Source organism: Microbacterium sp. SLBN-154, from assembly GCF_006715565.1.
In the GTDB taxonomy this organism is placed as follows: domain Bacteria; phylum Actinomycetota; class Actinomycetes; order Actinomycetales; family Microbacteriaceae; genus Microbacterium.
Window position 1 is genome coordinate 3,196,582 of record NZ_VFNL01000001.1, and the last position, 13,232, is coordinate 3,209,813.

The following is a 13,232-nucleotide window of genomic DNA, read 5'->3' on the forward strand; positions in this document are numbered from 1 at the left end:
GGCCGCGGCGCGGCATCCGATCTCCCCTCTTGACGCGGCGATCACCGCCCATCCGGTCCTCGCAGCGCGATAGCTTCGGATGGGGGTGAGCACTCGAGGAGGAGACCATGCCCGACGATCCGCTCCGGCCGCAGACCCAGGCTCTGCTCGACGCCGTCAACGCGCTCGATCTCGACGCCCTCCGTGCGATGGTCGACGACGATTACGGCATCGTCGACGTCGATCCTCAGGGACGGTCGGTCGTGATCGAGACGAAGGACGAGTGGGATGCCTACATGACCACGAACTTCGCGGCGATGCGGGCCGCGGGCGCCGCACTGTCGTCATGGGTGACGGCGTATCACGGCCAGGAGGTCGGTGACATGGGTTACTCGGTGGTGACGTTCGTCCAACGGGTGCAGATCGGTGAAACCGTGATGGAGAACCCGTGCGTCGCCACCATCGTGTGGAAGCGGACCCCGGAGGGCTGGAAAGAGGCCCGCTGGCACTGCTCCCCCGCCCCGGCCTGACACCCGGCCGACGCCCGGCGCGGGGATCTACAGGTCTTCGGGCGCGAGATCGCCCTGCCCCTCTTCGCCGAGCTCGGCGGCGACGGGGTCCTCTCCCTGCGTCTCGGGCTGGAGCGCCTCGTCGAGGTAGGGCTCCTCCGGGCCGTCGGCGGCGACGGTGTCGGCGTCGGGAAGGCGCCCCTCGAACTCGAGCTGGGCGAGGTCGTCCTCGCCCCCGACCGTGGTGTCCGCCACGCCGGGGCTCGTTTCGCCGACGACCTCGAGGCCCGCCTGCTCGTCGCGTTCGGGGGTGGTTTCGCTGAAGCCGCTCATGTGGTCCTCTTCTCCTCGGTGGTGGACACCCGAGTACACCGCGGATCGACGCCTCTCTGCACCGGGGTGACGACGAGCTCGCCCTCGCCTATGCTTCTCCGGGCGGCGCGGTCGTGCCGCGCACACCGACGATCGCCGAGTCGACGACGCTCGCCGCCAGGGCGTCGATGAGCTCGCGCGGCTGCCAGCGCACCGGTCCGTGCACGGCGATGTCGGCGAAGCCGTGCACCGCCGACCAGCACGGCCATTCGGCCAGGGGGCGGCGCTCAGGGTCGAGCGCGCCGGCATCCACCATCTCGTCGAGCACATCCATCAGCAGCCGGAAGGGCGCGACGATCTCGTCGTCGAGCGTGACGATCCCCTCGCTGGCTCGGGTGTCCTGGGTGAAGAAGGCGGTTTCGAACCAGCCGCGCTCATCGACGGCGAAGGTGATGTAGGCAAGGCCCACGCGACGGAGCCGCTCGATGGATGCCGCAGCGCGGCCGAGTTCGGACGGGGTGGCGGCGACACGCGCGGCGATCGCCTCCGCCAGCAGTCGCTGCGCCTGCCCGGCGACCGCGCGAACGAGGTGGTCGCGGTCGGCGAAATGGCGGTACGCGGCGTTGGGCGAGACGCCGACGGCGCGGGTGATCTCTCGGAGGGAGACGGCTCCCGGCCCTCCCTCCCGCGCCCGCGCGAGCCCTTCTTGGACGAGCGCATGTCGGAGGTCGCCGTGATGATACGTGCGGGCGGAATCGGCCATTGCCTCCTCCGCTTCGGGTGTGTAGATTGGCGCCACCGCCGATGTTCACGGTGTGAACATGAGTCTACCGCAGCAGGCGGGCCGGCCGGCTTCACCACGACGGGAACGAGAACGATGAGCACGCAGACCACGGATGCCGCGGCGTACACCCCCGGCCCCCGGACGGTGCGGGCCTTCTATCAGGTGCTCGTGAACACCGCCGTCGCGAACGTGACGTCGAGCTACCTGTGGTGGGCGCTGACCTTCTGGGCCTACCTCGAGACGGGGTCGGTGCTCGCGACCTCCATCATCGGCGGGTCGTACATGCTCCTCGTCGCTCTTCTCGGCGTCGTGTTCGGGGTCCTCGTCGATCACATGAAGAAGAAGGCCGTCATGCTGCTCTCGAGCACCGTGACGCTGGTGACCTACCTCCTGGCCGGGGCGCTGTACCTGTCGTTCCCCGAGAGCGTGCTGGTCGACTGGGGCGGACCCTGGTTCTGGTTGTTCGCCGGGGTCATCCTGATCGGCGGAGTGGTCGAGAACCTCCGCAACATCGCACTGTCGACCACCGTCACGCTGCTGATCCCCTCCGACCGGCGCGACCGCGCCAACGGACTGGTCGGCGCCGTCCACGGCATCGCCTTCATGGTCACGAGTGTGTTCCCGGCCTGTCCGTCGGCCTCCTCGGCATGGGGTGGACCGTGGTCATCGCGATCGCCGCAACCGCCGTGGCGCTGACCCACCTGCTCTTCGTGCCGATACCCGAACGCGGCGTGGTGCACGTGGAAGGCGTCGTACCGCAGACGGGCTTCCGCGGCGTCATCCCCGCGGTCATCGTTGTTCCGGGGCTCCTCGCCCTCATCCTGTTCACCACCTTCAACAACCTCGTCGGCGGCGTCTTCATGGCGCTCATGGACCCGTACGGCCTCGAGCTCTTCTCGGTCGAGGTATGGGGCATCATCCTCGGCATCACGAGCTTCGGCTTCATCATCGGCGGAGGCCTCGTGGCCAAGTTCGGTCTGGGCAAGAACCCTGTGCGAACTCTCCTTCTCGTCAACGTCGCCATCGCGATCCTCGGAATGACCTTCGCGATCCGCGAGTGGTGGTGGCTGTATGCGCTGGGGCTGCTGATCTTCATGTGCCTCATGCCGATCGCCGAGGCGTCGGAGCAGACGATCATCCAGCGGGTCGTGCCCTTCGAGTCGCAGGGGCGCGTCTTCGGCTTCGCCGCCAGCGTCGAGTCGGCGGCAGCTCCGGTGTCGGCGTTCATCGTCGGGCCACTCGCGCAGTTCTGGCTGATCCCGTACATGAACTCCCAGGCGGGTCAGTCCTCTCTCGGCTGGCTGCTGGGGCCGGGCGAGGCCCGCGGTATCGCCCTGGTCTTCGTCGCGGCGAGCGCGATCCTGCTGATCGTCGTGCTGCTGGCCTTCGCCTCGGCACCGTACCGACGGCTGTCGCGGGCGTACGCCACAGCGCCGCCCCCCGTGTCTGCCGAGCCGGGTGACGAAGCGGAGTCGGAATCATCGGCAGCGGTCGGTGAGGCCGGCCAAGACCTCCGGTCGGCGGTGCGCTGAACCGCGGCATCCGTTCATCGACGAAAGGAAACCCATGAGCACCACGACATCCGCCCTCCCCCCGATCGTCACCGAAGACGAGTGGCGCAGCGAGCTCGCTGCGCTGCGCGCTCGCGAGAAGGCCGCCACCCGTGAGCTCGACGCGATTGCCGCCCAGCGGCGGAGACTTCCGATGGTGAAGCTCCCCGACTACGTGCTCGACGGCCCGTCCGGACCGGTGCGGCTCGTCGATCTCTTCGCGGGCAGGTCGCAGTTGATCACGTATCACCACATGTGGGAGCCCGGAGCCGAGTGGCAGTGCGGCGGCTGCACGTCCTTCACCTCGCAGTTCACGCGGCTCGGGTTCCTCGACCACTACGACGCGCAGTTCGTCGTCGTGACCCAGGGCGCGATCGATGAGGCCCTCGCCTACCGCGAGAAGGTCGGCAACCGGATGGACTGGTACTCGACCGCGAACAGTCCCTTCGGGGCCGATATGGATGCTCCGGCCGGGGGCGGGTTCGCCGTGAACGTGTTCCTCCGCGACGGCGACGCCGTTTACCGCACGTGGCACACCAACGGACGCGGCACCGAGCAGCTCAGCCACACCTTCGCCCTCGTCGACCTGCTGCCGTGGGGGCGCCAGGAGGATTGGCAGGACTCTCCCGAAGGGTGGCCGCAGGAGCCGACCTACTCACGCTGGGTCGATCCCGGCGAGATCGCCGCGCGGTACGGAGCCTCCTCCGGCCATCAGGACTGAGGGCGCGGTGTCCGCCGCGTCCGACGGTCTTCCATCAGGAATCGGGAGGCCCGCCCTGCGCGCGCTCGAGAGCGCGGGCCTTCGGACCCTGATGGATGTTGCGGGGCGATCCCGCGACGAGATCGCCGCTCTGCACGGTGTCGGCCCAGCAGCGGTTCGCACGCTCGATACCGCTCTCGCCGAGGCAGGTCTGCGATTCTCGAGCTGATGCGTGTCTCGCACCGGGTGAATCTGGTTCAACCGGAGGTTGAGGGTTTCGAAGTCGAATGTCGGAGGGTGGTGGGATGCTTCATACATGCGTTCGAACCCGCGGCTCACCCTCCTCAGTGACGAGGACCGGTCCGAGCTGACCGGGATCCTCGCGGAGGTTGAGGAGGCGCAGGGTCTGCTCGCGGCAGCTGAGGCGGCACAGACCCGGGTGCTCGCGAAAGCGGGCGCATTCGCGGCGCGGCTGGCGGAGGGGTCGACCGCGGTGGTGCGGGATCGGGATATGGCGCTGCGGGGTGTGGCGGCCGAGATCGCCGCGGCGGTGCGACTGTCGGACCGGGCGGTGCAACGCCAGATCGATTCTGCTTTCGCGTTGGTGAACGACTACCCGGCCACCGTGCACTGCCTAGAGAAGGGGCTGATCACCCGGGCGCATGTGGCCGTGGTGGAGGACATCGGGCGGCGCGTGCCCCTCGAGCTCAAGGGCGAGTTCGATCAGCTCGCGGCGGAGATCTGTCTCGACGAGACCCCGGGTCGTGCCCGCGCGGATCTGGAGATCCTCGCCGAGCGGATGAACCCGCGGACACTGACCGAGCGGCACGCGGGGGCGTTTCGTGAGCGGAAGATCGTCCGCTACCCGATCGGGGACGGGATGTCGGAGCTGCGGACCGTGCACTCCACGGTGCTGATCGAGGGGATCTTCCAACGCATCACCGACGAAGCCCACGCGGTCATCACCGCCCGAGAACCCGGGGCGGATACGGACGTTACGCCGGACACCCGATCCCTGGACGAGGTCCGCGCTGACCTGTTCGCCGACCTGCTCCTCACCGCCACCCCGAGCCTGGACCCGACCGGTCACGGCGACCGCCCGGGCGGGCTCGGGGCGATCAAGGCGAAGGTGCAGGTCGTGATCCCCGTCATGGCCCTGATGGGTCAGAGCGATGTCCCGTGCGATCTCGCCGGGGTCGGACCCATCGACGCCGACACGGCGCGGCTGTTGGCGGGGAACAGTGACGGGACGTGGGAGCGGCTGCTGACCCACCCGGTCACGGGGTTGACGATGGCGGTGGACCAGTACCGGCCGACTGCAGCGATGGACCGGTTCCTCAAGGGTCGCGACAAGCACTGTCGGTGGCCGGGGTGCCGGATGCCCGCGAGGAAGTGTGAGGTGGACCACAACCACGACGCCGCCCTCGGTGGGAAGACAGAGATCTGCAACCTGTGCTGCCTGTGCCAACGGCACCACAGCATGAAACAGTTCACCGCCTGGAAAGTGAAGCAACTCGACGGTGGGGTCATCGAATGGACCTCCCCGACCGGGCGGGTGTACGTCGACAACCCACCGGGCCATGGGGTGCGTTTCTCCCCCGAAGAGGACGTCCCCGACGATCTGTGGGTGAAATGGACCACCTTCGCCGGAGAGTTTCGGATCACCGACCAACCCGTCGACAATCCAAACGAACCCGCACCCTTCTAGCCTCGAAGCCCGACGGAGGAATGCCGGCGCGCGACCGTGTGACGATCATCAGTCGTCCCTGCACTCATCCCACACCACCGAAAACCACCGCCTGCCGTGGGCGTCGCTGAGGGCACGGATCTGCGAGCACGCCGACGCGATCATCACAAGCGTCGCGTGGCCCGCACGACGACGTCACGCAGCGTCCGGATTCCCCCACCGGGAATGCCGACGATGCGCTCACGGACGTCGGCGGTCGAGACCGCCCACTCCCCCTCGTCGAGGACGGAGAGGATGCGACGGGGAGCGGTCACGGCAGTGGACGGATGCGAGTGCGCCGCTTCCCGCGGAGCGTCATGCCGACCAGCCTCTTCATGCCCGACGATCAGCAGAGCGCCACCGGGAGCGACCCAGCGGGAGAGGCGGGCGTAGAAGGCGTCCTGCGCCATCGCCGGATGGGCATAGAACGTAGTGACCAGATCGAACGGGTGCAGCGGTTCCCACGTGGTGAGATCTGCGTGCAGCCACTCGACGGGCATCGCGATGCGGGGATCGGAGATCCGCGCCGCCGCACGCCGCAGCGCCCGTGCCGACAGGTCGACAGCGGTGACCCTCCAGCCGTGCTCAGCGAGCCAGACTGCTTCGGCACCCTCACCGCTGCCGGCCTCGAGAGCAGCGCCCGGAGCGAGGTCGGCGATCTCGGTCTCGAGTGCAGGATGCGGCGGCAGTGCGGGATCGTCGCCTCGCTCCTCCCAGTGGCTGTCCCAGAATGCGGCACTGAACTCGGATGTCACGACGCCGCGCCTCCGCGAGCACGCGCGAGCGCGGAGCGGACATCTCGATAGATGCTCGTGAGCGGGGGCGTCGACGGCGTGGGGGCATCGTCGACCCGGCGCACCCACTCGTCGAAGGTGAGACGTATCCCTACGGCGAAGCTCTCGGCCACCGCTGCAGCATCGAGTGAGGACAGACCCGCCCCCGCCTCCAGGGCATCCGCGAGATGCGCCGCCAACCGCGCATCGCGCTCGAGCCCCGCCGCCAGGAGGGCGGGTTGCTCGCGCATCAACCGCCGGACAAGCAGAAAGCGATCTCTCCCCTCGGCATCAGCATCGAACACCGCCGCCATGTCGGCCCAGGCCTGCTCGAGGTGCGCGAGCGGGTCTCGTTTCGGCGCCTCCTTGGCCACGGCGATCAGCTCCGCTTCGAGCCCTGCGTCGTCGACGAGAACCGCCGCTTCCTTCGTGGCGCAGTAGCGGAAGAACGTGGTTCGCGAGATCCCGGCCTCGGCGGCGATGTCGTCGATCGTCGTCGAGCCGAATCCTTGCCGCTCGAAGAGCTCGACGGCGGCAGCCGCGATACCCCGCACGAGTTCGCGCCGTCGACGCTCGCGAAGATCGGGCTGGGGTCGATCGGTCGCACGAGATGAGGACATGGTGCTACGTTAGCACGTCGTACACATACGGTACTTAGTACCGTTTCCAAACGCAGTACCAGGAGAGTCATGACCACCACCCCTTTCCTCCCCGCCCGCACCGCGGCATCCCGCCGCACCGGCCCCGTGATCGCGCTGCTGCTGATCTCGGCCTTCGTCGTCGTCCTCAACGAGACGGCGATGGGGGTCTCGATCCCCCGCATCATGAGCGATTTCGGCGTCTCCGCGACCTCAGCCCAGTGGCTGACGACTGCTTTCATGCTGACGATGGCGGTCGTCATCCCGACGACCGGTGTCCTCTTGCGGCGACTCCCGCTCCGTCGCAACTTCCTGACGGCCATGGGGGTCTTCACCTTCGGCACCCTCGTCGCAGCGACCGCACCCACCTTCGACGTGCTGCTGGTCGCTCGCGTCGTGCAGGCGTTGGGGACGGCCATCATGCTGCCATTGCTGTTCACCACGGTGATGCAACTGGTGGCACCCGAGCGCCGCGGCCGCACGATGGGCCTCGTCACGATCGTCACCGCCGCTGCCCCCGCACTCGGCCCGACGTTCTCGGGCATTCTCGTGTCGGCATCCGGATGGCGGTCGGTCTTCGTCGCGGTGCTCCCGGTCGCGGCGATCGCACTCATCGCGGGCGCGATCTGGCTTCGGACGGTGACGCCCACCGCGCCCGCGCGCTTCGATCTCGGCTCACTCGTGCTGTCGGCGGTCGGCTTCTCGGGGCTCATCTACGGTCTCGCGAGCATCGGCGAGCGCGCGGGAGGCGAGGAGGGGATGCCGGTGTGGATTCCCCTCACGGTGGGCACGCTCGCCCTGGCGGGACTGGTCTGGCGGCAGTTCGCGCTTCGCGACACCGATCGCGTGCTGCTGGATCCCCGCGTGTTCACCAGCCTGCCGTTCACCCTTTCGACAGCGGCCATCGTGGTCGTCTCCATCGCCCTGTTCGGTTCGCTGATCCTGCTGCCGCTCTTCATCCAGGGGGTGCTCGGTGAGCCCGCGTACGTCGCAGGTCTCATGCTTCTGCCCGGCGGCATCCTGTCCGGCGTTCTCGCGCCGTTCGTCGGCATGGCCTACGACCGGGTCGGGCCTCGGATCCTCATCGTGCCCGGTGCGGTGATCGTGACCGCAGCGATGGCCGCCTTCTCGACCCTCGCAGCCGACACCCCCGTGTGGGCGGTCATCGCCATGCACGTCCTCCTCAGCATCGGAACCGCGCTCATGGTGACGCCGCTGATGACCACCGCCCTCGGGTCTGTCACGCCCGGCCTGTACTCGCACGCCAGCGCGATCGTCAACACCCTGCAGCAGGTGTCGGGGGCGGCCGGGACGGCGCTGTTCATCACGCTGTTCAGCGTCACGGTGTCTTCGGCCACGAGCGACGATCGACTGGCCGCCCTGGCGGGTGGCGTCGCCACCGCCTTCGGATTCGGCGCCGCGATCAGTCTCGTGGGCGTGTTCCTGACGGTGTTCCTTCGCACGCCCGCTCGACCCGCGCCGTGACAGGGGGAATCGATCCTGATAGCGTCGAATCGTGGGAACGATACCGATGGCGCCCGTGATGGCGCTCACCGCTCTGGTCCGCGACCGCCGCGCCTGACGGCGCGACCGCTTCGTCGCACCGCGCCGTCTCCTCCGAGTCCTTCTGCACTCGGACGGGCGCTTCGGCGTTATCCGCCTCTCCACGTCCCGCACCGGGTGCTCCTTCCTTCATCGGAGCACACCCATGCCTCGTTCCTTGCACGGCGGCCGACACGAGCTCGGCCAGAATTTCCTCATCCACACGCCGTCGATCGATCGGATCGACACTCTCGTCCGCGGCACGCGGGGGCCGATCCTCGAGATCGGTGCCGGTGACGGCGCCCTGACGCGTCGACTTGCGGCGACGGGGCGTCAACTGACGGCCATCGACATCGACGAGCACCGGGCACACCGTCTGGCACGGTCCCTGCCCGGTGTCTCCGTTCGACAGGGCGACGCCCTGCGTCATCCGATTCGGGAACCGGTGATCGTCGGCAACATCCCGTTCCACCTCACCACCCCGATCCTCCGCCGCCTGCTCGGTGAAACGCGATGGACGGACGCAGTGCTGGTGACGCAGTGGGAGGTGGCCCGCAAACGAGCGGGCATCGGCGGCCAGACGATGATGACCGCGCAGTCCGGGCCGTGGTTCACGTTCGACCTCCACGGCAGAATCCCGCGGTCGGGATTCCTCCCTTCGCCGACCGTCGACGGCGGAATCCTCACCATCACGCGCCGCGACGACCCCTTGCTCCCCGGCACGGCACGTCGAAGCTACGAGCGGTTCGTGGCGGCGGTGTTCTCCGGCAGGGGACGCGGCCTCGACCACATCGTCGCGCGCGCCGCCCGGGTCGAGCACGGAATCGCGCGACGCGAGCTGGCGCGCGCGGACGTGGAGCGGTCGGCGCTCCCGCGAGACCTGGCGGCGCCGCAGTGGGTCGCGCTGTGGACGGCGCTGGTGGGGAGCGAGAGAGGGGCGGACTGACAGACCCTGGCTGTGACGCGCACTCTCGCGTAGAAAGGGTCGGTCGGAGGGGGAGAGCGTGATCGATCGGGACGGGCTGGCGGAGTTCCTCCGTCGACGACGGGAAGCGCTGCAACCCGAGGACGTCGGGCTGACGCGCGGACCCCGCCGGCGCACCGACGGACTGCGGCGGGAGGAGGTCGCCGCCCTGTGTCACATGTCGACGGACTACTACGCGCGCCTGGAGCGGGCGACCGGCCCCCACCCGTCGGAACAGATGATCGCCGCAATCGCGCAGGGGCTGCACCTCACGCTCGACGAACGCGATCACCTCTTCCGACTCGCCGGTCATCAGCCACCGCTGCGCGACACGACGAGCGAGCACATCAGTCCCGGGCTCCTGCGGATCCTCGACCGCCTGACCGACACCCCCGCCGAGATCGTCACCGAGCTGGGCGAGACTCTGCGTCAGACACCCCTCGGGGTCGCCGTGCTCGGCGACGCCTCCCGACGCACGGGCCCCGCGCGCAGCCTCGGCTACCGATGGTTCACCGACCCGGCCGCGCGGGCGGCCTACACGCCCGACGAGCAGCGCCGGCTGTCTCGGGTGTACGCGTCGGGTCTGCGTGAACTGGTCGCGCGGCGGGGTTCGCCGTCGCGCGCCGCCGCGATGGTCGCGCTGCTGGAGGACAATCCCCTCTTCCGCGAGGTGTGGGATGCACATGAGGTCGGCGCGCGCCCGACCGAGGTCAAGCGCTTCCATCACCCGTCGGTCGGGCCGCTCGAATTGAACTGCCAGACGCTTCTGGATCCGGATCAGTCTCACCGACTGCTGGTCTACACCGCCGAGCCGGGCACCGAGACCCATGAGAAGCTGCAGCTGCTCGCGGTCCTCGGGAGCGAAGCGTTCTCGACCTGACGCACCCCGACGCGGAGGGGTGGACCGCTCAGCAGTGGATCGTCGGGTCCTGGATGCCGCGGCGCGACCGATCGAGCATGGGTTCACCGCCCCGTGGGGGGCCACGTGAACGAAGGACGACACACCATGACACGCACCGCAGGCATCTCGATCCCCGACCTCACCGGAAAACTCGCCGTCGTCACCGGCGCGAGCGACGGCATCGGTGTGATCATCGCGCGCCGCCTCGCCGTGGCCGGCGCCGAGGTCATTATGCCGGTTCGTTCGGCCGCGAAGGGAGACGCCGCGATCAGCCGCATCCGCTCGGACTTCCCCGGGGCGACCGTGAGCACCCGCACACTCGACCTCTCGTCGCTGGCGTCGATCTCCGCACTCGTGGCGCAGCTGAGCGACGAAGGCCGTCCGGTTCACATCCTCGTCAACAACGCCGGCGTCATGCGACCGCCTGCCCGTCAGGCCACCGGCGACGGCTTCGAGCTGCAGTGGGGCACGAATCACCTCGGCCACTTCGCCCTCACGCTCGGGCTGCTTCCCCTCCTGCGTGCGGGCGGCGCCCGCGTGACGCACCAGACGAGCATCGCCGCGCGGAGCGGCGAGATCGCGTGGAACGACCTCAACTCCGATCGGGCCTACGACGCCATGAAGGCCTACGTCGCATCGAAGATCGCGGTCGGCCTGTTCGCCAGGGAACTCGACGCGCGCAGCCGCGCGGGCGGCTGGGGCATCAGCAGCAACCTGTCGCACCCCGGGGTGTCGCCGACGAATCTCCTCGCTGCCCAGCCCGGTATGGGCCGGTCACGGGTCACACCGGAACGACGTCTGATCGGGATGCTCGCTCGCATCGGTGTGACGGGGACGCCCGAGACCGCGGCGCAACCGGCTCTCATGGCGGCGACGGCGAAGGACGCCCGTGGCGACGAATTCTTCGGGCCGAAGCGACTCGTCGGCGGAGCGCCGGCGAAGATCGAGCTGTGGGAGCCGCTGCAGAACATGGACGACGCCCGCCGCCTGTGGGAGGCGTCTGAACAGCTCGTCGGCATCCACGTCCCGCGCTGACGGGCCGAGCGAGATCGCTCAGCGGGCGAGGAGCTCGTCTCGCACCGCGCGACGCAGCACCTTGCCGATCTGCGAACGGGGCAGGTCATCGACCTGAACGATGCGCTTCGGCACCTTGTACGCGGTCACGTGCGACCGGCAGAAGTCGCGAAGCGCTCCGGCGTCGAAGACCGCGCCGTCTTTCAGCACGACTGCGGCGACGACGTCTTCGCCCCCGGACGCGCGCGGCATGCCCACGACGGCGGCGCCGGCGACATCCGGATGCATAATCAGCACCCCCTCGATCTCGCTCGGGCTCACGTTGAATCCGCCCGTGATGATGAGTTCCTTGACCCGGTCGATGACGGTGACGAATCCGTCGGGCGAGACGGTGACGATGTCGCCGGTGCGGAGCCAGCCATCCTCCAGTAGAACCGCGGCGGTCTCGTCGGGCCGGTGCCAGTACCCCTGGAAGACCTGCGGCCCGCGCACCAGCAACTCACCGGGCTCACCGATCGGGCGGTCGACGGCGGGGTCGTCCGGGTCGACGATGCGGATCTCGGTACTGGGGAAGGGCACCCCGACGGTGCCGGGACGACGCGAGGGCCCGATCGGGTTGCCGAGCGCGACAGGCGAGGTCTCGGTCATGCCGTATCCCTCGACCAGCAGGCCGCCGGTCGCCTCCTCCCACCGCGTCACGGTCGGAACCGGCAGGCTCATGGCGCCCGAGATGGCGAAGCGGATGCTGGTGAGATCGACGTTCTTGCGCGAGGTCGCCCGTGCGAGGGCATCGTAGATCGGCGGGACTCCGGGAAGGAAGGTCGGCGGCGAGGTCTTCGCGGCGGCGACCACGAGGTCGACGTCGAACTTCGGGAACAGCACGATCCGCGCGCCGATCGAGATCGCGAACGTGAGGCACAGGGTGAGGCCGTACGCGTGGAACATGGGCAGCACGGCGTAGAAGGTCTCGGCTCCCTCGGCGAGACCCGGCACCCAGGCGCGCCCCTGCGCGGCGTTGGAACGGAGGTTCCGGTGCGAGAGGATCGCCGCTTTCGGTGTGCCTGTCGTCCCACTCGTCAGCTGCAGGAGCGCGATGTCGTCGAGCGCGGGACGCGGGTGGGATTTCGACAGCCGACGGGTATTCACCAGCTGCGACCACGACAGGACGCCCTTCGCCTTCACCATGGCGGTCATCGCCTCACGCGACGCACGCGCCGCCGGCACCGGCAGCCGTAACGCGACCCGCTTGCCGAAGGGGAGGGCGTCGGGCATGCGCACCGCGACCACCGCCGCGGGGGCGATGTCGCGCGGGAAGTCGGCGACGACATCGGCGACTTTGTCCCACACGATCGCGACCATGGCCTCGTGCACCTCGAACTGGTGACGCAGCTCCCGTGCCGTGTAGAGCGGGTTGTGTTCCACCACGATCGCGCCGAGGCGCAGTGCGGCGTAGAACGCCACGACATGCTGGGGACAGTTCGGGAGCACGAGGGCGACGCGGTCGCCGGCGCGCACGCCGAGCTTGCGAAGGGCGTTCGCCGCCCGTGAGACCTGCTCGCCCAGTTCGTCGTACCGGGTCTCGGCCCCGAAGAACTCCAGAGCCACCTTCTTGCCGTACCTCGACACCGCACCCTCGAGGAGGTCGACCAGCGTTTCGGTGACCGGCTCGATCTCGGCCGGAACACCGTCGGCGTACGCGCTCAGCCAGGGACGGTCGTCGAGCGGTGAGCCGTTCGGTGCGGGGTTCGCGCTCATGCAGCGCCTCCTTCATCGGGTCTTCCGCCAGCGTAGGCCGACTCAGACGCCTGGTGGCATGATCGGGGCGTGGGGAAGCGACCCG

The 13,232-nt window shown here is 69.0% G+C and carries 12 protein-coding genes and 1 pseudogene; 8 read left to right on the plus strand and 5 right to left on the minus strand.

The window, feature by feature from the left end; translation table 11 throughout:
• Positions 1 to 107: 107 nt before the first annotated feature.
• Entirely contained in the window at positions 108 to 509 is a 402-nt protein-coding gene (locus FBY40_RS15495) for a nuclear transport factor 2 family protein (RefSeq protein WP_141939650.1), read from the plus strand.
• Positions 510 to 536: 27 nt separating this feature from the next.
• Here the strand turns inward: FBY40_RS15495 and FBY40_RS17590 are convergent, their stop codons facing one another.
• Both FBY40_RS17590 and FBY40_RS15505 read right to left on the minus strand, forming a co-directional pair.
• Positions 537 to 821 carry a hypothetical protein gene (locus tag FBY40_RS17590; protein WP_235014950.1) on the minus strand — a complete coding sequence of 95 codons (285 nt, stop codon included), beginning with the start codon at positions 819 to 821 and terminating at the stop codon, positions 537 to 539.
• An 88-nt stretch (positions 822 to 909) separates the two neighbouring features.
• Positions 910 to 1,563: a TetR/AcrR family transcriptional regulator gene (locus FBY40_RS15505; RefSeq protein WP_141939651.1), complete on the minus strand. Its 654-nt coding sequence runs from the start codon at positions 1,561 to 1,563 to the stop codon at positions 910 to 912.
• A gap of 114 nt (positions 1,564 to 1,677) precedes the next feature.
• On the opposite strand from FBY40_RS15505, the pseudogene FBY40_RS17700 reads away from it, so the two are divergent.
• From FBY40_RS17700 to FBY40_RS15525, 3 genes and pseudogenes are all read left to right on the plus strand, one after another.
• Positions 1,678 to 3,116, plus strand: a pseudogene (locus FBY40_RS17700) (MFS transporter).
• 34 nt (positions 3,117 to 3,150) lie between these two features.
• Positions 3,151 to 3,855, plus strand: coding sequence for a DUF899 domain-containing protein (locus FBY40_RS15515; protein ID WP_141939652.1), 705 nt, complete (start codon positions 3,151 to 3,153; stop codon positions 3,853 to 3,855).
• Between the two features lie 295 nt (positions 3,856 to 4,150).
• On the plus strand, positions 4,151 to 5,542 hold the full coding sequence (locus FBY40_RS15525) for an HNH endonuclease (protein WP_141939653.1): 1,392 nt from the start codon (positions 4,151 to 4,153) through the stop codon (positions 5,540 to 5,542).
• A gap of 143 nt (positions 5,543 to 5,685) precedes the next feature.
• Here the strand turns inward: FBY40_RS15525 and FBY40_RS15530 are convergent, their stop codons facing one another.
• Both FBY40_RS15530 and FBY40_RS15535 read right to left on the minus strand, forming a co-directional pair.
• Positions 5,686 to 6,315, minus strand: a complete 630-nt coding sequence (locus FBY40_RS15530) for an SAM-dependent methyltransferase (RefSeq protein ID WP_141939654.1) — start codon at positions 6,313 to 6,315, stop codon at positions 5,686 to 5,688.
• On the minus strand, positions 6,312 to 6,953 hold the full coding sequence (locus tag FBY40_RS15535) for a TetR/AcrR family transcriptional regulator (protein ID WP_141939655.1): 642 nt from the start codon (positions 6,951 to 6,953) through the stop codon (positions 6,312 to 6,314). The genes FBY40_RS15530 and FBY40_RS15535 overlap by 4 nt, the downstream gene beginning before the upstream one ends.
• A 69-nt stretch (positions 6,954 to 7,022) precedes the next feature.
• On the opposite strand from FBY40_RS15535, the gene FBY40_RS15540 reads away from it, so the two are divergent.
• The 4 genes from FBY40_RS15540 (at position 7,023) to FBY40_RS15555 (ending at position 11,413) form a co-directional block, all read left to right on the plus strand.
• Positions 7,023 to 8,456: a DHA2 family efflux MFS transporter permease subunit gene (locus FBY40_RS15540; RefSeq protein WP_141939656.1), complete on the plus strand. Its 1,434-nt coding sequence runs from the start codon at positions 7,023 to 7,025 to the stop codon at positions 8,454 to 8,456.
• Positions 8,457 to 8,679: 223 nt separating this feature from the next.
• Positions 8,680 to 9,459: a 23S ribosomal RNA methyltransferase Erm gene (gene erm, locus FBY40_RS15545; protein WP_141939657.1), complete on the plus strand. Its 780-nt coding sequence runs from the start codon at positions 8,680 to 8,682 to the stop codon at positions 9,457 to 9,459.
• 58 nt (positions 9,460 to 9,517) lie between these two features.
• A complete protein-coding gene (locus tag FBY40_RS15550) occupies positions 9,518 to 10,357 on the plus strand; it encodes a helix-turn-helix transcriptional regulator (RefSeq protein ID WP_141939658.1) in 840 nt (279 codons plus the stop codon).
• A 126-nt stretch (positions 10,358 to 10,483) separates the two neighbouring features.
• Entirely contained in the window at positions 10,484 to 11,413 is a 930-nt protein-coding gene (locus FBY40_RS15555; protein WP_141939659.1) for an SDR family oxidoreductase, read from the plus strand.
• An 18-nt stretch (positions 11,414 to 11,431) separates the two neighbouring features.
• On the opposite strand, the gene FBY40_RS15560 is transcribed toward FBY40_RS15555, so the two are convergent.
• A complete protein-coding gene (locus FBY40_RS15560; RefSeq protein ID WP_141939660.1) occupies positions 11,432 to 13,147 on the minus strand; it encodes a long-chain-fatty-acid--CoA ligase in 1,716 nt (571 codons plus the stop codon).
• Between the last annotated feature and the right edge of the window lie 85 nt (positions 13,148 to 13,232).